This is a genomic window from Parabacteroides chongii, from assembly GCF_029581355.1.
In the GTDB taxonomy this organism is placed as follows: domain Bacteria; phylum Bacteroidota; class Bacteroidia; order Bacteroidales; family Tannerellaceae; genus Parabacteroides; species Parabacteroides chongii.
Window position 1 is genome coordinate 1,571,385 of the sequence record NZ_CP120849.1, and the last position, 26,434, is coordinate 1,597,818.

Annotated in this window: 20 protein-coding genes and 3 pseudogenes; 9 read left to right on the plus strand and 14 right to left on the minus strand. The window is 46.8% G+C overall.

What is annotated here, in order from left to right; genetic code table 11:
- Positions 1 to 49 precede the first annotated feature (49 nt).
- Positions 50 to 1,681, minus strand: a complete 1,632-nt coding sequence (locus tag P3L47_RS05965; RefSeq protein ID WP_277783014.1) for a RagB/SusD family nutrient uptake outer membrane protein — start codon at positions 1,679 to 1,681, stop codon at positions 50 to 52.
- 5 nt (positions 1,682 to 1,686) lie between these two features.
- Complete coding sequence (locus tag P3L47_RS05970) at positions 1,687 to 3,972, minus strand: SusC/RagA family TonB-linked outer membrane protein (protein ID WP_345799068.1); 2,286 nt, start codon at positions 3,970 to 3,972, stop codon at positions 1,687 to 1,689.
- Positions 3,973 to 4,132: 160 nt separating this feature from the next.
- Here P3L47_RS05970 and P3L47_RS05975 point away from each other — a divergent pair, with 160 nt between their 5' ends.
- Positions 4,133 to 5,368 carry a site-specific integrase gene (locus P3L47_RS05975; RefSeq protein ID WP_004291422.1) on the plus strand — a complete coding sequence of 412 codons (1,236 nt, stop codon included), beginning with the start codon at positions 4,133 to 4,135 and terminating at the stop codon, positions 5,366 to 5,368.
- A gap of 11 nt (positions 5,369 to 5,379) precedes the next feature.
- Positions 5,380 to 5,742, plus strand: coding sequence for a hypothetical protein (locus tag P3L47_RS05980; protein WP_004291423.1), 363 nt, complete (start codon positions 5,380 to 5,382; stop codon positions 5,740 to 5,742).
- A gap of 77 nt (positions 5,743 to 5,819) precedes the next feature.
- On the opposite strand, the gene P3L47_RS05985 is transcribed toward P3L47_RS05980, so the two are convergent.
- Together P3L47_RS05985 and P3L47_RS05990 are read right to left on the minus strand one after the other, a co-directional pair.
- On the minus strand, positions 5,820 to 6,125 hold the full coding sequence (locus P3L47_RS05985) for a helix-turn-helix domain-containing protein (RefSeq protein WP_004291424.1): 306 nt from the start codon (positions 6,123 to 6,125) through the stop codon (positions 5,820 to 5,822).
- 31 nt (positions 6,126 to 6,156) lie between these two features.
- Positions 6,157 to 6,456, minus strand: coding sequence for a helix-turn-helix domain-containing protein (locus tag P3L47_RS05990; RefSeq protein WP_004291426.1), 300 nt, complete (start codon positions 6,454 to 6,456; stop codon positions 6,157 to 6,159).
- Between the two features lie 138 nt (positions 6,457 to 6,594).
- Here P3L47_RS05990 and P3L47_RS05995 point away from each other — a divergent pair, with 138 nt between their 5' ends.
- The 6 genes and pseudogenes from P3L47_RS05995 (at position 6,595) to P3L47_RS06020 (ending at position 17,532) form a co-directional block, all read left to right on the plus strand.
- Positions 6,595 to 7,020 (plus strand): helix-turn-helix domain-containing protein, encoded by a 426-nt coding sequence (locus tag P3L47_RS05995; protein ID WP_004291432.1) that lies wholly within the window; start codon positions 6,595 to 6,597, stop codon positions 7,018 to 7,020.
- Positions 7,021 to 7,023: 3 nt separating this feature from the next.
- Complete coding sequence (locus P3L47_RS06000; RefSeq protein WP_004291454.1) at positions 7,024 to 7,374, plus strand: helix-turn-helix domain-containing protein; 351 nt, start codon at positions 7,024 to 7,026, stop codon at positions 7,372 to 7,374.
- A gap of 20 nt (positions 7,375 to 7,394) precedes the next feature.
- Positions 7,395 to 8,966, plus strand: a complete 1,572-nt coding sequence (locus P3L47_RS06005) for a DUF3945 domain-containing protein (RefSeq protein WP_004291455.1) — start codon at positions 7,395 to 7,397, stop codon at positions 8,964 to 8,966.
- Between the two features lie 60 nt (positions 8,967 to 9,026).
- Positions 9,027 to 11,114 carry a type IA DNA topoisomerase gene (locus tag P3L47_RS06010; protein WP_004291456.1) on the plus strand — a complete coding sequence of 696 codons (2,088 nt, stop codon included), beginning with the start codon at positions 9,027 to 9,029 and terminating at the stop codon, positions 11,112 to 11,114.
- 27 nt (positions 11,115 to 11,141) lie between these two features.
- Complete coding sequence (locus P3L47_RS06015; protein WP_004291461.1) at positions 11,142 to 11,729, plus strand: DUF1896 domain-containing protein; 588 nt, start codon at positions 11,142 to 11,144, stop codon at positions 11,727 to 11,729.
- Positions 11,719 to 17,532, plus strand: a pseudogene (locus P3L47_RS06020) (N-6 DNA methylase). Before P3L47_RS06015 ends, P3L47_RS06020 begins: the two are co-directional and overlap by 11 nt.
- Before the next feature lie 902 nt (positions 17,533 to 18,434).
- Here P3L47_RS06020 and P3L47_RS06025 read toward each other — a convergent pair.
- The 3 genes from P3L47_RS06025 to P3L47_RS06035 form a co-directional block, all read right to left on the minus strand.
- Positions 18,435 to 18,683, minus strand: a complete 249-nt coding sequence (locus P3L47_RS06025; protein ID WP_277783016.1) for a GmrSD restriction endonuclease domain-containing protein — start codon at positions 18,681 to 18,683, stop codon at positions 18,435 to 18,437.
- On the minus strand, positions 18,656 to 19,024 hold the full coding sequence (locus tag P3L47_RS06030) for a hypothetical protein (protein ID WP_277783017.1): 369 nt from the start codon (positions 19,022 to 19,024) through the stop codon (positions 18,656 to 18,658). The genes P3L47_RS06025 and P3L47_RS06030 overlap by 28 nt, the downstream gene beginning before the upstream one ends.
- A 156-nt stretch (positions 19,025 to 19,180) precedes the next feature.
- Positions 19,181 to 20,161, minus strand: a complete 981-nt coding sequence (locus P3L47_RS06035) for an IS30 family transposase (RefSeq protein ID WP_004343809.1) — start codon at positions 20,159 to 20,161, stop codon at positions 19,181 to 19,183.
- 259 nt (positions 20,162 to 20,420) lie between these two features.
- Here P3L47_RS06035 and P3L47_RS06040 point away from each other — a divergent pair, with 259 nt between their 5' ends.
- Positions 20,421 to 21,173: a nitroreductase family protein gene (locus P3L47_RS06040; protein ID WP_225883635.1), complete on the plus strand. Its 753-nt coding sequence runs from the start codon at positions 20,421 to 20,423 to the stop codon at positions 21,171 to 21,173.
- Between the two features lie 104 nt (positions 21,174 to 21,277).
- On the opposite strand, the gene erm is transcribed toward P3L47_RS06040, so the two are convergent.
- From erm to P3L47_RS06075, 7 genes and pseudogenes are all read right to left on the minus strand, one after another.
- Positions 21,278 to 22,078 carry a 23S ribosomal RNA methyltransferase Erm gene (gene erm, locus P3L47_RS06045; RefSeq protein ID WP_118158801.1) on the minus strand — a complete coding sequence of 267 codons (801 nt, stop codon included), beginning with the start codon at positions 22,076 to 22,078 and terminating at the stop codon, positions 21,278 to 21,280.
- Positions 22,065 to 22,850 carry a DUF262 domain-containing protein gene (locus P3L47_RS06050; RefSeq protein WP_277783018.1) on the minus strand — a complete coding sequence of 262 codons (786 nt, stop codon included), beginning with the start codon at positions 22,848 to 22,850 and terminating at the stop codon, positions 22,065 to 22,067. Before P3L47_RS06050 ends, erm begins: the two co-directional genes overlap by 14 nt.
- Entirely contained in the window at positions 22,814 to 23,074 is a 261-nt protein-coding gene (locus P3L47_RS06055) for a DUF262 domain-containing protein (protein ID WP_277783019.1), read from the minus strand. The genes P3L47_RS06050 and P3L47_RS06055 overlap by 37 nt, the downstream gene beginning before the upstream one ends.
- Positions 23,075 to 23,121: 47 nt before the next feature.
- On the minus strand, positions 23,122 to 23,568 hold the full coding sequence (locus tag P3L47_RS06060; RefSeq protein ID WP_277783020.1) for a hypothetical protein: 447 nt from the start codon (positions 23,566 to 23,568) through the stop codon (positions 23,122 to 23,124).
- A 293-nt stretch (positions 23,569 to 23,861) separates the two neighbouring features.
- Positions 23,862 to 24,194: a hypothetical protein gene (locus P3L47_RS06065; protein ID WP_277783671.1), complete on the minus strand. Its 333-nt coding sequence runs from the start codon at positions 24,192 to 24,194 to the stop codon at positions 23,862 to 23,864.
- Between the two features lie 33 nt (positions 24,195 to 24,227).
- Positions 24,228 to 25,165: pseudogene (gene mobV, locus P3L47_RS06070) on the minus strand (MobV family relaxase); the annotation flags it as partial.
- Between the two features lie 210 nt (positions 25,166 to 25,375).
- Positions 25,376 to 26,342: pseudogene (locus P3L47_RS06075) on the minus strand (toprim domain-containing protein).
- Positions 26,343 to 26,434 lie beyond the last annotated feature (92 nt).

Sequence of the window (26,434 nt, forward strand, 5' to 3'; positions counted from 1 at the left end):
GTTTATTTGAAAGACCGGCTCTATAACCGGTCTTTCAGTTTCACTTAGATTACCAATTCGGGTTTTGTCCTAAATTGGGATTCTTGTCTCGTACTGATTGTGGAACAGGCCACAAATAGTGTTTTGCAGGATCAAAGGTACGGTTTTGTCCTAAGAATTGTTTCACCGTATAGTCTCCGATAGGTGCATTTTCATCTTCATTAATACCATATCCCGGTTCGTTCAATACTTTTTCGGCAATTTTCCAACGTAGGATATCGAAATAGCGTTTATGCTCGGTAACAAATTCATGCCGTCTTTCTTCCCGAATCTTTTCACGCATGGCTTCTTGATTGCCGACTAACTGATTTACACCCGGCAGTTCAGCACGTTTTCGTACTTGATTGACTGCCCATGCTATTTGTGAATTATTCGGATCGTATTCATTGAGTGCTTCTGCATAAATCAGAAGAACTTCCGCATATCTGTACAAGCTGAAGTTAGTCCATGAGGCATCCGGTTTAATTAATTCCTGATCATTATATTTCAAATACATATAGCCTGTGATACCACCACCTTCATGGTTGATTCTTTCGTCTTTGTTATAAGCCGGATGAGGCATGTAAGGTTCATAAGATCCATTTGGGCGCAAGCATTCATAACCTGGTAAGAAGAAAGTCTTTTTTAAACGAGCATCTCTGTTTTCCCAGGGGTTGTTTTTGTCATAAGAATCTGACTCATAAATACTCTTTCCATCCGTCATTTCGTATGAATCTACTAACTGACGAGTCGGGCAGAAACTGGCCCATCCCTGTCCGGTTATTCCTGTCCCGGCCGGAGAAGCCAGGATTGGTAACATGTGAGTGATTTCATTTTCTTTGTACTGGTAGGCCAATATAACTTCTTTATTGTTATTATTGGCTTCAGCTTTGAAAATATACGCGAAATCGTCTTCCAGATCGTACAGATTTAAGTCTATAACCTGCTTGGCTGCATTGGCCGCTTCTTTCCATAAATCGGTCGCTTCTTGTCCATTGTGAAATTTGGCATAGCTAGCCATATCCAAATACATATCTGCTTTTAATGTGAGGGCAGCTCCTTTGGTGATACGGCCAATGTTGTCACCTGAATATGTTTCCGGCAGATATTCGATTGCTTTGTTGATATTTTCCAGTGCATAATCCAAAACGTCCTGCTTAGGTGAACGTGGTAGTGCTGCTTCCTCCAGGTCTATCGGTTTTTCCTTGATTAAAGGGATGTCGCCGAAATGACGTGTCATGCGGTAGTAGCGCAGAGCCAGGATAAAGCGGGCTTCTCCTTCATACTGTTGCTTTTTAGCTTCATCTATATCCATGCCTTCCAGGCGGTCCAGGAAATACAATATTCTGCGGATATGATCGTATTTCCATTCCTCTGTCAGATAACCGGTACCGGCATTGTGGGATCCTTGGCAAATGTATCCTAAACCACTTTCTCCCCAAGCATTTGTCATTAATGAGTTGTCGCTTTGGCAATCTCTCCAGAAGTCGCGTGAATTGGGTAATAATGGATACAGAGCGTTTACCCCGGCCAAAGCATCCGCTTCGGTTTGCCAGAATGTATTTTCGGATGCCTGTGAAAGAGGATCACGATCCAGAAAATCAGAACAACTGCCCAATGTCATAGCCGATGCTAATAAAAATACTAAACTATATTTTTTCATGATTCTTAAAATTGAAGATTAAAACCAAATGAGAATGTTCTTGCCAGCGGATACCAGCCGCCTTCCGGGTCGAAACCGTCATAACCGGTGATGGTTGCCAGGTTTTGTCCGGAAAGATACAATCTCAGATATTGAATATTGACATGTTCCAATGCGCTTTTCGGGACTGTATAGCCGATCTGTATATTTTGTATTTTCAGGTAATCGGCTGTACGCAACCAGAAACTATTGTATCTGGAATCGTAGTCGTTGGCTGTATTCGACAAAGTCAGACGCGGATAGGAAGCATCCCTGTTTGTTTCACTCCATGCATCCAGATGCATAGGACGTGCGTTGTCCGTCAGGTAGAAAGCCCAGCCTTCATAACCTTGAAGATATTTTTTGAAGTTCAATTTTCCATACATATTCATAGAGAAGTCAAAATCTTTATAGCCGAACGAAAGATTCATACCGAAGTTTACAGGAATCTTACGGTTTAGTACGACACGGTCTTTTTCGTCGATTACATTGTCATTGTTTTGATCTTTGAACTTGATGTTACCGGGTAACACATTTCCTTGATCGGGTGAGCTGGCAATCTCTTCTTCGCTTTGAAACAGACCAATAGCCTCGTATCCGTATGGTAGCTGATAGCGGTCGTTCAGATAAGTTACTTTGTTGTTGTCTTCAATCCATCTTTCCGAGTCACCCATTTCCAGTACTTTGTTTTTAGAATAACTGAGGTTTACATCGACACCCCAGCGGAAATCTCCCTTCGAATCCTGATAACTGGCCATGATATCCATACCCTGATTCTTCATCTTCAACATATTTGAATAAGGGGCATTCAAACCGAACTCGCTTGGTACGGGTGGACGATATAGAATATTGTCTCTTAGGTTGATAAAATAGTCGGCTGACAGTTTTATACGCTGATCCAATATTCCGAAATCTAAACCGAAGTTTGTATATTTGGATTCTTCCCAAGTGATGTTAGGGTTTACGGCTATATTATTATAGGCACCACCTACAAGTTTGTCGTTGAAAGCGTAGATTTTAGGATCGTAAGATAAAATCTGTGCAGTTGGATAATAACCAACCTTTTCTGCATCTCCCAATATACCCCAGGAAGCTCTCACCTTCAACTCAGACAACCAATTGCTTGCAGACATCATAAAAGCCTCACGATGCATATTCCAACCTCCGGAAAAAGATGGGAATATACCCCAGCGATGTCCTTTGGCAAAACGAGAGGAACCGTCAGCACGCAAACTGGCTTCAAACAGATATTTACCTTGATAGTCATAGTTTATACGACCAAACCAGGACTGTACGGCTACATCGTTGCTATATTCGTTACCGTTGCTGTCAGCGCTACCGTTCTGTTTATTGTCGCTACCGGTGTTCAGTACATCTATGCCGTCAAACGGCAATTTGTCACGAGAAGCCCAGAAACCGTCAGACTTGTAATATTCTTGTGAATAACCAGCCAATACTTTAAAGTTGTGATCAGTTGCGATTTTGAAAGAATAGTCACTTGTAAACTGTAATTGCGTACGGAAATTGTAAGTATTTGTTTCTTTCAATGAGGAAACCTGATTTTCTGTTTTTGCTATGTTCCCATCATTATCATACAGATAATAAGTATTTTTACGGTCTTTGTATGTTGTGTTATGGGAGTAAGTTGCAATATTTCCTTTGATATTCCAGTCTTTTAACGGAGAATAGCTTACGTCGAAAATAGCCATCATCTCTTTATGTCTTTCTTTGGAATATCCGGATTCATTGACGCCGGCAATAGGATTGCCCCCCATAGCACCGCCTGTGGCATACGAACCGTCTGTCGTATAGATAGGAGTGACCGGTGAGATACGTGCTGCCTGTGTCTGCCAAATCGTGGTTCCGCCATTCGGATTCTTGATGTTGGTTTGTGTATATTGCAGGCTGGCACGGGCCTCCAGGTTCTTTAAAATCTGAAAACGCATATCGGGTTTGAAGATCAATCGGTTATAGTTATTGTTCGGTAAGTTGCCGTCTTGATAGTCATTAGATATAGAGAAACGGTAAGAGATTGATTTTTCTTTTCCGGATAATGCCACATGGGTATTGTTAATAACGGTATTCTTCTTGTAGATTTCTTTATACAAAGTTACTACAAAAAAGTGAAATGCGGAAAGATATAGTGATAGAATTGAGTTACAAGGGTTTTGGTTGAAGTGGCGATAATCCGTGAAGCCATTACAATCCCTGCCGAAGCCAAATCCTGACGCCGCTACGTTACTTGTTCGTAACCATGCCCGAAAATGCGACAAACGGGTACGAATAGCGAAACAAGGCTCTAAGGAATAGTGAGTTATCCATAACTCATGCGAAAAATCAGGTTACGGAAAAAGATTGCGCCGTTCCTCCCCGTTTTGCGTACCAACACCGGACTCTTCACCAACTAATTTTGAAACCCAAAAATTAAGGACAATGAAGAGTACATTTTCAGTAATCTACTACCTCAAGCGTCAGGTAGTGAAAAAGGACGGGACAGTTCCCGTCATGGGACGCATCACGGTGGACGGCAGCCAGACACAGTTCAGCTGCAAACTGACTGTCGATCCGAAACTGTGGGACACCAAAGGTGGACGTGTCACGGGCAGAAGCACGGCGGCACTCGAAACGAACCGTATGCTTGACAAGATGCGGGTACGCATCAACAGGCATTATCAGGAAATCATGGAGCGTGACAACTTCGTCACGGCGGAGAAGGTGAAGAACGCCTTTCTCGGACTGGAACACCGCTACCACACGCTGATGCAGGTGTTCCGCCAGCACAACGAGGACTACGAGAAGCAGGTGGAGGCAGGCATGAAAGCCAAAGGCACGCTGCTGAAGTACCGCACCGTTTACAAGCACATGCAAGAGTTCCTCGACATCCGCTACCATGTGAAGGACATCGCCCTAAAAGAGCTTACCCCGGCTTTCATCTCCGACTTCGAGATGTTCCTGCGCACGGACAAGCACTGCTGCACCAATACCGTGTGGCTGTACGTCTGCCCGTTACGGACGATGGTATTCATCGCCATCAACAACGAGTGGCTGACGCGCGACCCGTTCCGCGAGTATGAAATCAAGAAGGAGGAAACAACACGCAGTTTCCTGACCAAAGATGAGATCCGCCTGCTGATGGAGGGGAAACTGAAAAACGCCAAACAGGAATTGTACCGCGACCTCTACCTGTTCTGCGCCTTCACGGGGCTGTCGTTCGCGGATATGCGCAACCTTACGGAAGAGAATATCCGCACCTACTTCGACGAACACGAGTGGATAAACATCAACCGCCAGAAAACGGGCGTGGTGTCCAACATCCGCCTGCTCGACATCGCCAACCGCATAATCGGCAAATACCGGGGACTGTGCGGGGACGGCAGGATATTTCCCGTTCCGCATTATAACACGTGCCTTGCCGGTATCCGTGCCGTCGCCAAGCGTTGCGGCATCACCAAGCATATCACGTGGCATCAGAGCCGCCACACGGCAGCCACGACGATATTCCTCTCCAACGGTGTTCCCATCGAAACGGTCAGCTCCATGCTCGGACACAAGAGCATAAAGACGACGCAGATTTACGCAAAGATAACCAAAGAGAAGCTCAATCAGGACATGGAGAACCTTGCCGCAAGATTGAACGGCGTCGAGGAATTTGCAGGTTGCACCATCTAAAAAGAAAAGCCATGAAACGTGACACAATCATCATCGAGGACAAGGCAGTCAGCGTAACCGGTAACGACGTGTGGATGACCGCCACCGAAATAGCCGGATTGTTCCATACGACCGTCCCGGCAGTGAACGCCGCCATCAGAGCCGTCCGCAAGTCGGACGTGCTGAACGACTACGAGGTGTGCCGCTACATGCAGCTTGAAAACGGGCTGCACGCGGACGTGTACGCCCTTGAAATCATCATCCCGGTCGCTTTCAGGGTGAATACCTACAACACCCACCTGTTCCGCACATGGCTGGTGGGAAAGGCACTCTCACAAGAGAAACGGCAGACATACGTGATGTTCATACAGAACGGAAAAGCCGGGTATTGCTGATTGCACATACCCCATAAGACAAGTAAACGGGTAGCACCACAAAAGGTGTCACCCGTTTACTTTTTCATGAAACCGCCTCACTCCAGCGGCTTGCGGTAGTTCGCTTCCAGTACCCCGCGCAGCCCCGTTTCCGGGTAAAGCACCTTCCCTCCCAAAAGTATGAAGGGCAACACGCGGTTGTTGCGGTATTCCTGCAAGGTGCGCCGGCTCACACGGAGCAGTTCCGACACCTCGCCGTCCGTCAGGTAACGTTCCCCGTCCAGCGGAGGACGGTAGCTTTCCAGAAATGCGGACAGCCATTTCGAGCCTTTGCGCATATCCTGCACCACAGAGGCTATCGGCTCGTCTTCCATCGTAAAAACATCGTTGTTCTCGTTCATCATAACTTCGGATTCAGTGGGTGAATAAATCAAATCATCTGCCGTGCGGATAGAGCGTGCCGACAAGCGGTATCAGCCGCTTCACCTCCTCTGGCTTGTAATAGAACCTGCGGTTTATCTGCGAGTAGCCGATAAGCCGCCTGTCACGCAGCGTCTGCAACGTGCGCGGGCTTATTCTCAACTGCCCGCAGACCTCCTCGCCCGTGAGCCATCTTTCCATGCGCCCCGTGTCGCTTTTGCGCCTCAGGGCGGCGACCTTCTCCGAGAGTGCGCCGAATGCCGCCACCATCATCTCGAAAGTCTTTTTCTCGATAGATACTATTTCCATATTCATGTCATTTAGAGTTTGCCGCAAAGGTAACGAAACGGCATACAAGACGTATCGTTTTCCGCTGAAAGGCTGCCTGTTGCGCCGTTTGACCGGGTTACGGAGCCATCTTCCGCAAAAATCTTACGTGAGTCACGTAGTGAGTTGTTAAAGCCCCTTTTGTTTATTGCCGAATTTTGTCGCAGAAACAAAAAGAAAGGACTGAACATGAAAGTGATAACAATGGAAAGTTCCGCCTACAAGGAGATGATGGCGCAGATTGCGAACATCGCAGGGTACATCCGCGAGGCAAGGGACGAGAAGAAACGGAAGCGGGAAACCGAAGACAAGCTGCTTGACACGGCACAGGCGGCGAAGATGCTCAACGTGAGCAAGCGCACCATGCAGCGTATGCGCACCGACCACCGTATCGAGTATGTGGTGGTACGCGGAAGCTGCCGCTACCGCCTTTCCGAGATACTGCGGCTATTGGAGGACAACACAGTAAGGAACGAGGAAGGGACAATAGACACCCTGTTCCACAACCACACGCTGCGCACGGGCGGCAAACCAAAAGGAAGGAGGACATAGGTCATGGAACTGCTCACACGAAACAACTTCGAGGGCTGGATGCAGAAGCTGATGGAACGGCTCGACCGTCAGGACGAACTGCTGCTGGCGATGAAGGCTGAGGGGAAACAGCCCACTATCACGGAAAGCATCCGCCTTTTCGACAATCAGGATTTGTGCATGTTGCTCCAGATAAGCAAACGCACCCTCCAACGCTACCGCAGCGTAGGCGCATTGCCCTACAAGACGCTGGGCAAGAAGACCTATTACAGCGAGGAGGACGTGCTGACATTCCTTTCCAACCATATCAAGGACTTCAAAAAGGAAGATATAGCCTTCTACAAGGCTCGTATCCATAATTTCTTTCATAAATAACCCATTAAAACATTTTTCAGATGGCAAAGAAAAAAGACGAAAAGGACGTGCTGGTAGTCCGTGACGAGAAGACAGGCGAGATCAGCGTGGTAGCCGGGCTGAACGCGGACGGCACACCCAAGCGCACCCCCGCAAAAGCGGAGAACGCGCAGAGTTTCCTGCAATTCGACCGACATGGCGACGTGCTGGACAACTTCTTCAAGAACTTCTTCCGGCAGTGCAAGGAACCCAGCCGCTTCGGTTTCTACCGCATTGCGGCAGACCAAGCTGAAAATCTCTTAGAGGTGATGAAGCAACTGCTGAAAGACCCCGAAGCGAACAAGGAGCTGCTCGCCCCTCACAAGGTGGACACCTCCGACTATGAGAAGAAGGTGCAGGAAGAGATGGCAGCACAACAGACAGAGAAACAAGAACCTCAAAAACAGGAGAACATGGAACAACGGAAAGAACAGCAACAGGACAAATCCGAACAGATGCAGGGCAAACGTGGCTACCAGCCCATCGACGAGAGTAAAATCAACTGGCAGGAGCTGGAGGACAGATGGGGCGTAAAGCGGGACAACCTTGAAAAGTCCGGCGACCTTACGAAGATGCTCAACTATGGCAAGTCCGACTTGGTAAAGGTCAAACCGACCTTCGGCGGCGAATCATTCGAGCTGGACGCCCGCCTCTCCTTCAAGAAGGACGGTGAGGGAAACATCAGCCTCGTGCCGCACTTCATCCGCAAGGAGCAGAAGCTGGATGAGTACAAGGAACACAAATTCTCCGACAATGACCGGAAGAACCTCCGCGAAACGGGCAATCTCGGTAGGGTCGTGGACATTGTGGACAGGGAAACGGGCGAGATCATCCCCTCCTACATCAGCATCGACCGCAAGACGAATGAAATCACGGACATTCCGGCAAGCAGGGTGCGCATCCCGGAGCGCATCGGCAAGACGGAAATCACCACGCAGGAGCGGGACATGCTCCGCGCCGGACTGCCCGTACGCGACAAGCTCATCGAGCGCAACGACGGCAGAAAGTTCGTCACCACCCTGCAAGTGAACGTGGAGCAGCGCGGCGTGGAGTTCGTGCCGGGAACCGGCAAGTCGCCCCGTACCGCACAGACACAGGAAACCAAAGGCGACACATCGAAAAGTCAGGCGCAGGGCGGGGAAAATGCCGCACAGACCAAGAAGGAGCAACGCCGCAACACGTGGACGAACGAGGACGGCAGCATCCGCCCCATCAGCAAATGGAGCGGCGTGAGCTTCACCGACCAGCAGAAAGCCGACTATGTGGCGGGTAAAGCCGTGAAGCTGGAGAACGTGACCGACAAGCAGGGCTTCCATGCCACGATGTATATCAAGTTCAACCCGGAGAAGGGACGCCCGTACCGCTACGACACGAACCCTGACAATGCACAGCAGGTTGCTCCGTCCAACGAGAGCCGCACGCAGGTGGCGGTGAACAACGATGGCAAGACCAACGAGGCTACAAAGAATCTGAGAGAGCCGTTGCAGAAAGGTCAGACCAACCCGAAGGACGCCCGCCAGCAACAGCAGCAGGAGAAGCCGCAGAAGAAAACGGGCAAGGGCATGAAAATGTAATCCCGTGTCCGCCACTGAATCCAAAATAAAATCCAAAGTATCAACAAAAAAGAAGAAGACATGAAGACAATCATTGCAGAAAAGCCCTCCGTGGCACGTGAAATCGCCCGCATCGTGGGCGCGACAAAGAGAGAGGAAGGATATTTCGAGGGAGGCGGTTATGCCGTGACATGGGCATTCGGACACCTCGTTCAGCTTGCCATGCCCGACGGCTACGGCGTGCGCGGATTTGTCCGTGACAACCTCCCGATTATTCCCGACACATTCACGCTCGTCCCCCGTCAGGTCAGGACGGAGAAAGGTTACAAGCCCGACAGCGGCGTGGTGTCGCAGATAAAAGTCATCAAAAGACTGTTCGACACAAGCGAACATATCATCGTGGCGACCGATGCCGGACGCGAGGGAGAGCTTATCTTCCGCTACCTCTACCACTATACGGGTTGCACCACTCCTTTCGTGCGCCTGTGGATCAGCTCTCTCACCGACAAAGCTATCCGCGAGGGACTGCGGAAACTCGAAGACGGCAGCAAATACGACAACCTCTACCTCGCCGCCAAAGCGCGGAGCGAATCCGACTGGCTCGTGGGCATCAACGGCACACAGGCGTTATCCATCGCCGCCGGACACGGCACGTATTCCGTGGGGCGGGTGCAGACACCAACGTTGGCTATGGTATGTGAACGCTACTGGGAGAACCGCCGCTTTACGTCCGAAGCATTCTGGCAGCTCCATATCGCAACGGACGGTTGCGACGGCGAAGTCGTGAAATTCTCATCCTCCGAGAAATGGAAAGAGAAAGAACCGGCGATGGAACTATATAATAAGGTAAAGGCGGCAGGTTGCGCCACTGTCACGAAAGCCGAGCGCAAGGAGAAGACGGAGGAAACTCCCTTGCTCTACGACCTGACCACGCTCCAGAAAGAAGCCAACGCCAAGCACGGCTTCACGGCGGAACAGACGCTTGAAATCGCGCAGAAACTCTACGAAAAGAAGTTGATAACCTATCCGAGAACGGGAAGCCGCTACATCCCCGAAGACGTGTTTGCCGAAATTCCCAAACTGCTCGCTTTCATCGGCACACAGCCCGAATGGAAAGACAAGGTGCGGGCAAAAGCCGCCCCGACACGCCGCAGCGTGGACGACGGCAAGGTGACAGACCACCATGCCCTGCTCGTCACGGGTGAGAAACCGCTCTTCCTCTCCAAAGAGGACAATACCATCTATCAGATGATTGCCGGGCGCATGGTCGAGGCATTCTCTGAGAAATGCGTCAAGGATGTGACCACTGTCACGGCGGAATGTGCCGGAGTGGAGTTTACCGTAAAAGGCAGCGTCGTGAAGCAAACCGGATGGCGTGCCGTCTATGGCGAGGAAAAAGAGGAAATTACCATCCCCGGCTGGCAGGAAGGCGACACGCTGACACCGAAAGGCTCGTCCATTACCGAAGGAAAGACCAAACCCAAGCCGCTGCATACCGAAGCCACCCTGCTCTCGGCAATGGAAACGGCGGGCAAGGAAATTGAGGACGACGCACTGCGGCAGGCGATGAAGGACTGTGGCATCGGTACTCCCGCCACACGCGCCTCCATCATCGAAACGCTTTTCAAGCGCGGTTACATGGAACGCTGCAAGAAGTCGCTTGTTCCCACCGAAAAAGGACTTGCCCTCAATTCCGTCGTCAAGACGATGCGCATCGCCGATGTTGCCATGACGGGCGAATGGGAAAAGGAGCTGGCGCGTATCGAGCGCGGGGAACTGTCCGACGACACCTTCCGCAAGGAGATAGAGGCGTACACACGTGAGATAACCTCCGAACTGATCTCGTGCGACAAGCTCTTCGGCAGCCGTGACTCCGGCTGCGCGTGTCCCAAGTGTGGCACGGGCAGGATGCGGTTCTACGGCAAGGTGGTACGCTGCGACAACACGGAGTGCGGACTGCCCGTGTTCCGGCTGAAAGCGGGACGCACCCTGTCCGACGATGAAATCAAAGACCTGCTCACCGAAGGGCATACCAAGCTGCTCAAAGGGTTCAAGAGCAAACAGGGCAAGAGTTTCGATGCTGTTGTCGCCTTTGACGGGGAATATAACACGACTTTTGTGTTCCCGGAGGCTAAAAAGGACAAGAAATTTTCAGGACGGAAGAAATAGTATTAACTTTGCCACTTGTTCAGAGTAATGAATTGTTCTTCGATACCGGATTACACTCATACTTTGGATTTAGTGGTGGCACTCGGAGGGATACCGAGTGCCTTTTTCTTCCTTTTTCCAACCGATTATCCCGTTAATTATCAATCCGCTAAATCCAAAGTAATGAACAACAAGAAGAAAAACGAGGGTCAGACCGACTTTTCCTATTACGGTCTGTACCTGCTGGACTATCTCCGCACGAACAAGTTTGAACAGGCTGACGACACCGCTTTCATACGGGAACGGGCCGACCGTGCCGCCGAAACGTATGAGAGGGCACGGCTTGAAGGCTATCCCGCCGATGGTGCGCAGGAACTGGCGATGGACACGCTGCTGCGCGGGCTGCATTATTCCCGTTACGCCATCCTCCGCGAAGTCGTGGAAAACGAGTTTGCCGATGAAGTGCCGGAAGAGAAGCGTGAAGCCTTTGTCCTGAAACTGCTGCCGCTTGTCGGCAACGTGTTCTCCGTCTATGACCTCTCGGATGACAATTTCGCCCTGTCTTCCGATTACGACCTGCTCTACACGGAGCTGACGGGAGCAACCGTCCTTTACTTAGACGAATATGGCGTTTAACCGCAAACAGAAACTGCGGGACAACATCGAGGCGATACGGACGGCATTCATCCTTGACAGGGAAAATAGGACAGCGACAACCGAAGAGCGTGCCATACTTCAAAGGTACTGCGGTTTCGGCGGTCTGAAATGTATCCTCAACCCTGCAAAGGAACTGACGGATGCCGTCCGGTGGGCGAAATCCGACCTCGAACTGTTCGCCCCGACGGTGGAGCTGCACAGGCTTATCCGTGAGAACAGCAAGGACGAAACAGAGTACAAGCGGTTTGTGGATTCGCTGAAAGCGTCCGTGCTGACCGCTTTCTACACCCCCAAAGAGATAACCGACACCATCGCGGACGTGCTGGCAGATTACAGCGTCCGCCCCGCCCGTATGCTCGAACCGTCGGCAGGTGTCGGCGTGTTCGTGGATTCCATGCTGCGGCACAGCCCCAATGCGGATGTGATGGCTTTCGAGAAGGATCTGCTCACGGGTACAATCTTGAGGCATCTCTATCCCGACCAGAAAATGCGCACCTGCGGTTTTGAGAAAATCGAAAGACCGTTCAACAATTATTTCGACTTGGCGGTGTCCAACATTCCGTTCGGTGACATTGCCGTGTTCGACGCGGAGTTTCAGCGGAGCGACTCTTTCGGCAGACGCTCCGCCCAGAAAACCATCCACAACTATTTCTTTCTCAAAGGACTGGATGCCGTGCGTGACGGCGGTATCGTGGCGTTCATCACCTCGCAAGGGGTATTGAATAGCACCAAGACCTCCGTGCGTAACGAGCTGTTCAGTCAGGCCAATCCGGTATCCGCGATACGCCTGCCCAACAACCTGTTCACGGACAACGCGGGCACGGAGGTGGGCAGTGACCTGATTGTCCTGCAAAAGAACCTCAGCAAGAAGGAAATGTCGCAGGACGAGCGGCTGATGACCGTGATACAGACGGACACGAAAACCGCCCTGACCGACAACGCCTATTTCATCCACCACCCGGAACGCATCGTGCATACGATGGCGAAACTTGACACAGACCCCTACGGGAAGCCCGCTATGGTTTATCTGCACGAGGGCAAGGCAGCAGGCATCGCCGGGGATTTGCGCCGTATGCTCGACGAGGATTTCCATTACAGGCTTGCCATGCGCTTGTATTCGGGTTCAATCCGGCAGGCAGGAACGGAAGAAAAGTTGCCGTTCAAAATAAAGTAGAGCGTCCTGCCATAAAATTGGAAACAGTATCCTCGGCGCAGACGGTGGAAACTCCGACAGAAAAGCCGCAACCCGCAGATGAAAAGCCGGAGATAGAACCGCGCCCGCAATATTCCGCAGGCGTGCAGCTCACCCTGCTTGACCTCTGGGGGATGACGGAAGAGGTCAGCCAACCGAAAACCTCCAAAAAGAAAAAGACGGTGAAAAAGGCAGTTACGGCAAAGTCCACTCCGCCCAAACCGAAAGTCACGGTTACACCGACAGCTCCAACTGCAAAACCCGCAATGGAGAATAAGGAGGTGAAAGCGGAGAACACCGCCAAGCCTGCCGACCCGGACGACATCTATGCCACACTGGACTGGGATACCAATCCTCCCATCAACGGTTTCTATGAAATGATGATGGGTTTGACGCCGGAGCGTAGGAAAGAACTTCGGGAACTGGCAAGGCAGCATAACGAGAAACAAGTGGCGGAAAAGACGGAAGTGAAAGCCGTGCCGGAAACTTCCCGTGAGCAGCGACGACAGGAGGAAACACAGCCGGAGGCAGTCGCCGCACCTGCCGTTACAGATACCCCATCGGAAGCGGTGGGGACTTTCCTTTTCCCCGACATCGAAGCGGAAAAGCCGAAGGAGGAAGTCGTGGACCTTTCTCCGCGTGCCTACCACCGCACGCCGGAGATGCACCTGCGCGAAGGGTCGCTGGTGGCTGACCGGGGGCGTCATAACATCGGCTACCTGAAAGACATCACGCCATACGGGGCGACATTCCAGCCGCTCGACCTGAAAGGATACCAGAAGGAAAAGGCGTTGTTGTATGTGTCGCTGCGTGACGCCTACGAGCGTCTGTACCGTTATGAATCGCTCCGGCGCGAGGCAAATGTTCCGTGGCGAGAGCATCTGAATACCTGTTACGATGAGTTTGTCATGCGCTACGGCAACCTCAACGCCAAGCAGAACGTGAAGTTAGTGATGATGGATGCGGGCGGGCGCGACATCCTTTCGCTGGAACGGATGGAAAACGGAAAGTTCGTCAAGGCGGACATCTTCGAGCATCCTGTTTCCTTCGCGGTGGAGAGCCATGCCAACGTAGGCTCTCCCGAAGAAGCCCTGTCTGCGTCGCTCAACAAATATGGTACGGTCAATCTCGACTATATGCGGGAGATAACCGACAGCACGGCGGAGGATTTGCTCACTGCCCTGCAAGGGCGCATCTACTACAATCCGCTCGTGACCGGTTACGAAATCAAAGACCGTTTCATCGCCGGAAATGTCATAGAGAAAGCGGAACGCATAGAGGCATGGATGGGTGACAATCCCGAAAATGAGCGTATGCCGGAGGTGAAGCAGGCGTTGGAGGCTCTGAAAGATGCCGAGCCGCAGCGCATCGCCTTCGAGGATCCGGACTTCAATTTCGGGAACGCTGGATTCCGGCGGGTGTCTATGCCGCCTACATGAGCCGGCTGTTCGACACGGAGGTGAAAATCGCCTATTCCGCAAGCATGGACGAGTTTTCGGTGGTGTGCGGCTACCGCACCATGAAAATCACGGACGAGTTTCTCGTGAAGGGGTATTACCGGAACTATGACGGTATGCACCTCCTAAAACACGCCCTGCACAACACCTGCCCTGACATGATGAAGTCCATCGGCAAGGACGAGCATGGCAACGACATCAAGATGCGCGACAGCGAGGGAATACAACTCGCCAACGCCAAGATTGACGAGATACGAAACGGCTTCTCCGAATGGCTCGAAGAGCAGTCGCCGCAGTTCAAGGAGCGGCTTGTGACGATGTATAACCGCAAGTTCAACTGTTTCGTGCGCCCGCGCTACGACGGCTCCCATCAGACCTTTCCCGACCTCAACCTGAAAGGGCTGGCAAGCCGGGGTATCAAGAGCGTCTATCCCTCACAGATGGATTGCGTCTGGATGTTGAAACAGAACGGCGGCGGAATTTGCGACCACGAGGTGGGAACCGGTAAGACGCTGATAATGTGCATCGCCGCGCATGAGATGAAGCGTCTGAATTTGGCACACAAGCCGATGATTATCGGGCTGAAAGCCAACGTTGCGGAGATTGCAGCCACCTATCAGGCGGCATATCCCAACGCACGTATTCTGTACGCTTCGGAGAAGGACTTTTCGACCGCCAACCGTGTGCGCTTCTTCAATAATATAAAGAACAACGACTACGATTGCGTCATCATGTCGCACGACCAGTTCGGCAAGATACCGCAGTCGCCGGAATTGCAGCAGCGCATCCTGCAAGCAGAGCTTGACACGGTGGAGGAAAACCTCGAAGTGCTACGGCAGCAGGGAAAGAACGTGTCGCGGGCGATGCTGAAAGGATTGGAGAAGCGCAAGCACAACCTTGAAGCGAAGCTGGAGAAGGTGGAACACGCCATAAAGTCACGCACGGACGACGTGGTGGATTTCAAGCAGATGGGCATCGACCACATCTTCATAGATGAGAGCCACCAGTTCAAGAATCTGACTTTCAACACGCGCCACGACCGTGTGGCGGGATTGGGAAACAGCGAGGGAAGCCAGAAGGCACTTAACATGCTCTTTGCCATACGCACCATACAGGAGCGCACAGGAAAAGACTTGGGTGCGACCTTCCTCTCCGGCACGACTATCAGCAACTCACTGACTGAATTGTACCTGCTGTTCAAGTACCTGCGCCCGAAGGAGCTGGAACGGCAGGACATAAGGTGTTTCGACGCTTGGGCGGCGATATTTGCCAAGAAGACGACGGATTTTGAATTTAACGTGACGAACAATGTGGTCCAGAAGGAGCGTTTCCGCTACTTCATCAAAGTGCCGGAGCTTGCCGCCTTCTATAATGAAATCACGGACTACCGCACGGCGGAGGATGTGGGCGTTGACCGTCCTGCCAAGAACGAGATACTGCACCATATACCGCCCACGCCGGAACAGGAGGACTTCATACAGAAACTGATGCAGTTCGCCAAGACGGGCGATGCCACCTTGTTGGGCAGGCTGCCGCTTTCGGAAACGGAAGAAAAGGCGAAGATGCTCATCGCCACGGACTATGCCCGGAAAATGGCACTCGACATGCGCATGATAGACCCGAATTACGAAGATCATCCCGACAACAAAGCGAGTCACTGTGCCAAGATGATCGCGGAGTATTATCAAAAATACGACGCCCAGAAAGGCACGCAGTTCGTTTTCTCTGATTTGGGGACATACCAGCCGGGCGACGGGTGGAACGTCTATTCGGAAATCAAGCGCAAACTGACGGAGGACTACGGTATACCGCCAAGCGAGGTGCGCTTCATTCAGGAGTGCAAGACCGACAAGGCGCGGAAGGCGGTGATAGACGCCATGAACGCCGGGACGGTGCGTGTGCTGTTCGGCTCTACCTCTATGCTCGGAACGGGTGTGAACGCCCAGAAACGGTGTGTGGCTATCCATCATCTCGATACGCCGTGGCGACCGTCCGACTTGCAACAGCGTGACGGACGCGGAGTTAGGGCAGGTAATGAGATTGCCAAACATTTCGCCGGGAACAACGTGGATGTAATCATCTACGCGGTGGAGAAGTCACTGGACAGCTACAAGTTCAACCTCCTGCACTGCAAGCAGACTTTCATAAGCCAGCTCAAAAGCGGTGCGATGGGTGCGCGTACCATCGACGAGGGGGCAATGGACGAAAAATCGGGCATGAATTTCTCGGAATACATGGCGTTGCTCTCCGGCAATACCGACCTGTTGGACAAGGCGAAACTGGAAAAGCGGATCGCATCGCTCGAAGGGGAACGCAAGTCGTTCAACAAGGGCAAGCGTGATTCGGAGTTCAAGCTGGAGTCAAAGACCGGCGAGTTGCGCAACAACACGGCTTTCATAGATGCCATGACGGAGGACTGGAACCGCTTCCTGTCGGTGGTGCAGACCGACAAGGAGGGCAACCGCCTTAATATAATAAAGGTGGACGGAGTGGATTCCGCCGATGAGAAGGTCATCGGAAAGCGTTTGCAGGAGATAGCCAAGAATGCCACGACCGGAGGGTTGTACACGCAGGTCGGTGAACTTTACGGTTTTCCGATAAAGGTGGTGAGCGAAAGGATACTCAAAGAGGGATGGAGTTCACCGACAACCGCTTCGTGGTCGAGGGGAACTACAAGTACACCTACAACAACGGGCATCTGGCGATGGCTGACCCGTTGGCCGCCGCCCGCAACTTCCTCAACGCGATGGAGAGGATACCCTCCATCATCGACCAGTACAAGGCGAAGAACGAGGTGCTGGAGATGGAGATACCGCAGTTACAGGAGATAGCGGGTAAGGTGTGGAAGAAGGAGGACGAGCTGAAGCAGTTGAAGTCCGAACTTGCCGCCCTTGACCGAAAAATTCAGCTGGAGCTTGCGCCACCCACGCCCGAAGTCGCAGAAAAGGAGAATGAAGGGCAACAGCTCAAGCCGGAAGCGGAAGATGTGAGGAACAGGCAGGCGCAATATCCCGAAAATGCACCGCCGCAGATACGCAGTCCGGCGGATAGTATCGTTGCCAACCATGTCATAATCGGGCGTCCGGGACTGTATGCCAAGGAGGAAACCCGGTCCAAAGGATTGAAAATATAACCTAAGGAATTTTATCTGAAGTATTAATAAGGGCTATCCCAAAAGGTCTAAAAGTAAATTTTATCCTTTCTGCAAGTATCTATAGGATGGCAACTGCATTTTTTTCTTTTTGGGCAGCCCTTATTAAAATTTATTCTTATTTTAGGTTATATACATTCATGTCCATTTATGTAAAAAATTCCTGCTGACCTTGTTTATGTCTTGTCAGTCACCATTTGCAAAACCATATTTGACCCTCAAAGAGGCTGAATTTGATAAGTAACTTGCTACATACTCATAATAAGGAGCTAAATAGAACACGAATGGGAAATACACAAATGCTAAACTAAAGAAGATATTGGCCAAAATAAACGCTATACCGAGAGAGAAACTTGATTTTTCAACTTCCTAAAACGGTGTTGTTCAAACATTTCTACTTATTTGTACTTGCCAGTTGAACCTACGCTTCCCTAATAAAATGTCTATGGTAAAAAGTTAAAAAATCCTCCCACTTTTGTTAGATATATTTTTTTGTGTAACTTTGGAATACCTTTGTTAGTTCCTTATACAAAGGACTTTGAGAGAATTACCCAATTTTGAGGTAATGACTTGGCAACTGTGACATTTGCTGCGTTCTTCCTCATTTTGCTTCAAAGCAATAGCTCGTGGTGCAAATATATGATATTGGGGTGGAAACAGCAAATGTCCACCCCAATAATTATCAATAATTGTCAGTTAAGGAAATAGAATATCCTCTTTTGATATATTCCAATTATCAAAACTAAATTTCCACCGTTCCTCCATAAATTGCAGCATCAACAAACCACGCTTCTTTATTTCATCTCGAGTCCATTCTTTATGTTTAGAAACTTCAATTTCACTATACGAGCCATTATAGTATCCTATTTCTTTTCCGTCTTTGTTTAGCAGACATTTCTTTTTGTCAAAATCGTAATTCTGCAACTTTGATTTTTAGAACGATTTAATAGTAATAGATTTCCCAAAGAATTCAAATACTGACGTTTTTCTGAAGGTTTAAGATGCCCAAAACGATTTTTCCAATAAATATCATTAGGTGATTGTGGGTATATGTGTTCAATTGTATCCTCTTTCTTTCTCTTGTTAAAGTCCTCCCAAGAGACTTTCATATTAGCATTGTCTTGTAGGTACAATTCATATTCATAGAGAAAATACCTAAGTCCGCTCCATGAATAAAAGCCTTCTCTATCATTTTTGAGAATAGTTCTTTTATATGATTTTTGAATCTTTCCAAATCAAACCATCCATAATAGTTTTCATCGTCTTCCCCATCCGTCAAAAAGTCAATATCTGCCGTAATTGTTTCTATATCCAACTGTCCCATATAATACTCTCTTGTCTTTCTGTAAAGATTGCTATTTTGCGTATTTGAAGAACGGTGTGATACAGCAAAAACCAAGAAATTGAATCTTTCACAAGCATCTAAAAAATTCCAAATTAAATCCTCATTGGTTTCTTTGGTAAATACAGCCATTATCATTGGAGGGAAAGCACCCCAGCCAACTCGTTCTAACTTCTGAATGTGCTCTTTTATTCTATCTGAATGGTTAGAATATTGGATGTTAAATATGTAGAACCATTGTTTTACACACTTAGATAGGCTGTCGATATAATTTTTTATATGCTGAATTCAAGTTCCAAATGCAACGGAATTCATATTAATAATTTGTTTAAATTTTTCGTTTGGTGTGAGGTATCCAAGTCTTTTACGAGGTCTATTATTTAGATTGTTTTCAATCCATTTAATACGCTTGTTGGTTACTTCACTAAAGTCCGTACCCTTTGGGATATACTGCCTGATAAGACCGTTAGTATTTTCATTGGCACCACGCTCCCAAGAGTGGTATGGCTTACAAAAATAGAAATTAATATCTAATTTTTGTGCTATATCCTCGTGTTTTGCAAATTCTTTTCCATTATCAGCCGTTATTGTGTGTATTAAGTTTTTTACTTTTCGTAATGCCCATACTGTAATCTTTGCTACAGGGATGGCTTCTTTCCCTGATAGCTTACGTATCCATACTCTGCTTGTTGCTCTATCATTAATGGTTAGAATAGCACCTTTGTGATTCTTTCCAATAATTGTATCTATCTCTAAATCACCAAATCTTTCTTTTTGCTCTACAATTGAAGGTCGCTGATCAATCTCCACTCTATTCGGAATAAATCCTCTACCTGCGTTTTTAGAACCACGCTTTGAATATTTGCGTCCTTGCCTTCTAAGAGATTTATGAAGATCCCCACCTTGTCGTTTATCTTGCCATATCCAACAATATATAGTTTCGTGAGATACCATAGCTATATTTTCTACTTGGCTTCTGCCCACTATCTGCTCTGGGCTCAAGTCCTTTCGTAGAAGCTTTTTTACACGCTTCTTCATAGCTTGTGTAAATACCTCCTTTCGCTTCTTTTCAACCTTACGTTTATCTGCCTTTCTTTGGGCAAGATCAGGGTTGTATTTTCCACTACGACTATCGCAATTGCGTTTTATTTCTCTATAAATATTACTCCTATCAACTCCAATAGCTTCAGCTATATCTTTTTTACTCATCGGAACTTGCAACATCTTAGAAATTGCATACCTTTGCTTTTCGGTTATATGTTTACTCATCTACAACTTTTATTTCTTTGGACGGACAATAAAAACAAAGATAGTAACATTTATCCATTCAGCAGAGAACAGAGGGAATTGTCTCTCTTTTCTCTCTGAAAAAAATATTACTTATGCAGCTATTAATCCTTTTCTTTAAAAGTTGCATTTATAACTTGAACTCAAGAATGAATAAAATTTAAAGGAGACAAAAATGCCACAAATTCTTATAGACAGAAAAACATGTTCTAAATGCAATACTTGCGCAACTGTATGTGTAATGGGAATCATTGATAAATCGACAGCCTTAAATTATCCAACCATACCTGAAGAAAAATTGGATTATTGTTTAAAATGTGGTCATTGTGAGTCTTTTTGTGCACAGAAGGCTCTTACCTTAGATTTCCTTCTTGACGAAAAAATTAATACGTCTTTTTTGGATAGTCAGATTGAACCACAGAATATAGCATTGTATATAAAAAGTCGACGTTCTGTGAGACATTATTCTTCAAAGACAGTTAATAAAGAGTTAATTGCTAAAGTTATTGATATAGCCCGTTATGCTCCATCTGGAGGGAATGGACAACCAGTAAAATGGATTGTTATTCATAAACCATCAGAGGTAAATCGTGTTGCAAGTTTAACCGTTGATTGGATGCGAACTATTCAAAACACATCACATCCTCTAGCAGATTATGTACCTGCAATAATTTCAACTTGGGATAGTGGTTTGGATTTGATTTGCCATAATGCTCCCCATTTACTTTTTGCACATGTTCCTATTGAGCCAATTGATGACCCTACCGAAGCAATTATTGCTTTGACTCATTTTGATATTGCTGCGCCCGCTTTTGGTATCGGTACATGTTGGGCTGGATTCGTAAAGTTGGCTATAGACAATTATAAACCATTAAAGGATTTGTTATCAATACCAGAAGAACGTAAAGCGGCTTGTCCAATGCTATTTGGATATTCAAGTTATAAAATAACTTCTATTCCGAGACGCAATCCTGTGGATATTACATGGAAGTAAAATAGAAGTTACTTAATGACTAAAATGGTGTATTAAACAGTTAATCTTGATTCAGTAAAAAAAATAATTTTGTTTTACTGAATCAGACTCTAATCAACTAACAATTAAGAGGGATGGTTTTTTTCAGGAACTCTCTCCAACATTTCCAAAAAACAACATTCCCATTGTTTTGCAGCCAAACTAACAATTTGACAATTAAGATTTATTCCATATTTATCAGCAATAACTCTGACTTGACTTTTTCTGAATATTGTCTTTAATACAGTTCTGGCTGGCAAATCGGGTTTTTGCAACAAGAAAGTGAGAAAATTCAGATATTTTCTTTTCAATTCATAACTTATTGACATTTTTTTTCTTTCAATCTTTAAAAGTGCTGACTTGACTTTTGGTGGTGGCAAAAAACTCTCATGAGATATTTCATACATAAGTTTTAAATCAAAAAAAGTATGATAAAACACAATATATGGATTGAAAACTTTTTTTGAAAATAACTTTTGGGCAGGTTCAAGTTGCATTATCAATGAACCACCCATAAAATGCTCAACACTATCAAACATCAAGGATTTTAAAATTTCAGAAGTTATTCTGAAAGGGATATTAGACACAACTTTAAAATTTCTTTTTGGTATGGTGTAACATCTAAAATCACAATCAATAATTTTGACATTCGTGTTGTTAGAAAACTTGTTTTTTAGAATGGACAATAGCGATTTATCATTCTCTATTGCAATTAGATTTGTGCATTGACGAACTAAATGAACAGTCAAAAATCCTTTTCCGGCACCAATATCTATAACAGTGTCGGATTCATTTATTTTCGCAATTTTAATTGCATCATCTATCAGCACTTTATCTATAGTAAAATGCTGTCCCGTGTATCTTACGGGCAGTTTATTTTTTATCATTACTTATTTCTTTAATTGAGATATTCCCACTTAATACATTTTTTGCGGTGAATTTTTTCTTAAGTAAAAACTCGGCATACACATCAGATTGACTTCTATCGTATGTGAAATACATTATCCAATGATTAAACAAGAAGTCATCATCATCTAATGGATTATCTTTGTTTTTACCTAAATATTCATATATGGTTTTCCATGTTTCATTAATATCTGTTCTTAATCGTCCTTTTGTTTCATCATCTTCATGTAATAAAGTGGACAAATATATTAGACGGTTTTTTAGTAGTTCCAAATGAGACAAATCTTTTCCTCTATTGTTCATTGTCTCAAATGTTACATATACATCTAATGAGTCATCTATTTCATAATAATTGAATTTCAACCTGTTTATTGCCTTATCAAAGATAGCTTCTTTATCCTCTTTACTCAATGACTTAAGTCTATTTTTGAAATATTCTTTTGCAAACATAAGATTTGCTGTATACAATGTTTCGGGATACTTGTCTGCAGCAGAGGATTCTTGTTCTAAAATCTTTGTCTTGAAATACTCATCGCTTGGATTATCCTTTTCATATCCAAATACAAAAGACTTATATAGCTGGTTGTAAGAACGATACAAAAAACGGTCTATCCATTCACTCTTTTGTCCGTAATTAATGCCTTCATTGTCATTAAACGTACATAAAATTTCATGCAATAAGATAATTAAAGTAGTCAATCTCTGCTGTCCATCTATTACATAATATGCGGACAGCCCTTTTTGAGAAGCCATAAATCATCTTTCCATTTTTCGATATTGGATACCTCATTTGCATTTATTGGTTCTACTGTCAATAATCCAATATAATGTATTTTATTGGGGCTAAGGTTTTGGATATCTTCCCAAAAGTCATCTAACTGGCGTTCTTCCCAAGAATAGCCACGTTGAAAATCAGGAATACGAAAAATTTTATTGTTGAATATTTCTGATAATGACAAAAGCTTTGTATCGCTCATACTTTTAGACTGCTAATCAATTTTTGTTTTCTATATATTCTAATATGTCATCCATCGTTGCTTTGAAAAAACGACCATAATCGCTTGATACATTTATAGGCTCCCGTGATTTTGAAGCACTTTTGTCCTAATGAACGACTAAAAGAAAGTTGGTATTTTTTTCCACATACCGTAAAATCAAAGACCTCACCCTTTGTTCCTGTCTCTAAGGCTTCTGATAGGTCTTTCAAATTTTTAATCATCTCATCTTTACTGCCAAGAAAAAAAACGATTGGTTGATGATATTTTGAATTATTAGGTAAAGTTACAGAATACACTTCTACTTCATCTATAATTGTTTTATTTAGCGCCACAGAACCATTTGTAAAAGATTTCACTTTCTCGATTTTAGCAACTTTTTTTAGTTGAGCATTTGTGTAGGTTGGCACAGACAATAGTAATGTTAAGACAAGTATGCACTTTAAACATACACTTGTTCTCTTTAATACTCTCATAATTAGATACGTTTAAATTGTTAAAAATAAGCGTGAACCGTATGCCACACTCTTACTTGAAGGTCGTAGGAAACCTTGAATACAGATGTAACAATAGCAGCCCACGCTATAGCGTGAGAACCACTATGCTATCCTTGTATTCAGATTGAAAATTTCCTACGTTTTCAAGTACAAGATAAGCATAACGCTTCTTCTTTTTCTCGTATGTCTTTGAAAAGGGTTGCCCCAATCCGAATACAAAAGTATAAAAAATCCGTGATATGTCATTCAACTATCACGGACTTTATTTTGATTTACAAATTAATACCCCGATTTTGTCTCCTTGCTTGTGGTCTCAGCTTCTCAATAAACTCCTCTTTCTTCCGTCTGAACCAACTGACATGTGAAACTCCGTCTATGTGGAGGTTGAAATTCCCCTCCTTGTCCTCTTTCAGTGAGCATATCGTTTTGTCTGCCTTGAAATGCTGGTTAAACTCACAAGAATAGAGTTCCCCTTTGATGGAAACATCCTTGAACGTGCATAACTTTCTGATGAGAGCATCGCCAAAGTTCAGCGTATCACGCAGAAATTTGATGGTTGGCATCAGCTTCTCCACATACGGGAAATAGTGCTTGACATAATCCACGAATTCGGACAGCTTGCGGTGCCGCTGTTCGTAAGCATCCGTTATCTCCTGTATGTGCTTTGCCTGTTGCTGTTCCTGTGTCGAGCTTCTTCTTCAAGTTCGAGGATGCGGTCTTGCAAATCCTCGTTTCTGCGTTCCAAAATCTTAACTTTGTTGCTTCCGAAAAGAGAACCGACACTTTCTGCAATGTGGATCGCTGCTGTGGTGGCTGCGCCTTTCAGTTTCTCGGTCTGCACCTCTTTCTTGGCTCGTCTGAGTTCCTGCTCCGCTTCGGTTTTCTGCTCCTGCAAATCCACCACTTCCGATTTCAAGCTGTCAGCAAGTTTCTGTATGTCTCGATAATACTGCTGTGTGGACTTGTGACGAGCCTGTGAGCCGTCTATGCCACGTTGCAGACCGTACTTTGCCATCGCTATGGCATAACTGTCCTGGTAGGATTTCAGCTTCAAGCGTGTCATGATATCATCGGCACACAGGCGGACGGCATTGGTTGGTTTCTTTCGATACCGCTTCTTTACCTGTTCCTCACGTTTCTTGCGCTTGCGCTCTCCCTTGACAATCGGAACGAGGGTAATATGTATGTGTGGCGTTTCCTCGTCCCTGTGCAGGTGTGCAGCCACGATATTCTCCTTGCCGAACAGGTCGGCAAAGTATTTCATATTGTCGGCACACCATTCGTCAAGTCTGCCCTCCTTTTCGATACGCTTCATATCCTCGTGCGTTCCCGACACATTGATACGGATAGCCCGAACTTGGTTGTTCCCGATTTTGCGTGTCAGTCCTGCTTCCTCCAATCTCTTTTGAATGGCTGCCGTGCGGTCTTTTATTCCATCGGGGTATGTGACGAGTTTTCGGTTAAGGTGTGTGCGTGTGGGGTCTGCGTTCTTCGGTATGATGAAACGCTCGATGTGGGCGGTCGTTCCGCTGTCGGAACCGTGCGCCTTTTCCATGTGTAATACTACGAATCCCATATATAATTCCTTTCTTATTCTGCTTGTGAAACATCGTTTGATTATTGCTTATGTACGGCTGTTGCCGTTGGTCTTGGAGAGTCCAGAGAGGTGCAACCTCTTTGGCTTATTGGGGAATTTTCAGCGTTGCTTGCAATGCGGCTCGGAAAATTCCCTAATAAGCTACGGTATTTTCCATCGGTAAATATCCGTACCGCTGCAAGCATCCCCTTACATCTTCAACCCTTTCTTTTTCGGTGGCTGTATCATCCGCCTTGCGGATTGGACTTGCTTCTTCTCCGTTATCGGTTTTTCCGATTGGGACATGGGCTTGTCGCACAGGTAAGCGTTCAGGTCTTTGTGTCCGTTGTAGTTGTCGGAGAAGTCGCAGATGCGACCACTGAACTCTCTCGCCAAGTCAAGTAGGCATTTCTTCCTGCCTCGTCATTGTCAAACAGGCAATGGATGCGCTCGTACCTATGCAGCACGTCTATGGCTTTGGAAACATTGGCAATCGAATTAAGGATGATGTAATCCTGCCCATCAAGGTTGGGTATGATCGGGCAGTTCCTCATCCGCAACGTAAGAAATGACAGGTAGTCCATCATACCCTCGAACACTAGGCATTTTTCTCTCGGTTCTCCTGCTGGCATATATGGCTGATGTCCTTCGGTGCGATGCAGCCCTTGAAGAAACGGTTGCGCACTTCAAACCCTCCAGCCACATTCGGGAAGCCGATGGCGAAATAGGGCTTGCCGTTATGGATGAAGTGCAGTTCCTTACATTCCAATCTTGCCAAGTCGGTGTTTATGCCCCTTTCCTGCAAGTAACGGAGCAATGCAGGATGGGTAAGTTCTCCCACCTCTAACTGGTGGAAACTCGGTTCGGATGACTGCTGGCGAAAAGAGAAAGATACGGGACGGATGTGCGGTACTCGCTCCGCTATCTTATTGAGCAAGTAAGGCACATAGTCGGTTGCGTATAGTTCCTCTGCCAATGCGATGATGATGTTGCCGCCCTTGCCAAGTCCGAAATCGTACCACTTGTTAAGCTCGGTGTTTACCTTGAAAGAGGCATCCTTTTCTTCTCTCAACGGTGATTTGTACCAAAGGCTGTTGCCTTGTTGTTTGACGGGCGTATAGCCCAAACTTTGCAGATAGTCTGCAATGCGTATGTTCTTTACTTCCTGTATGTTCATAATTTTCCTATGGTTTGATGATGATTGTAAAACCGATGAATTGATGAATGTGTATGACAAACTATTGGATAACAATATTATACATCCTCATC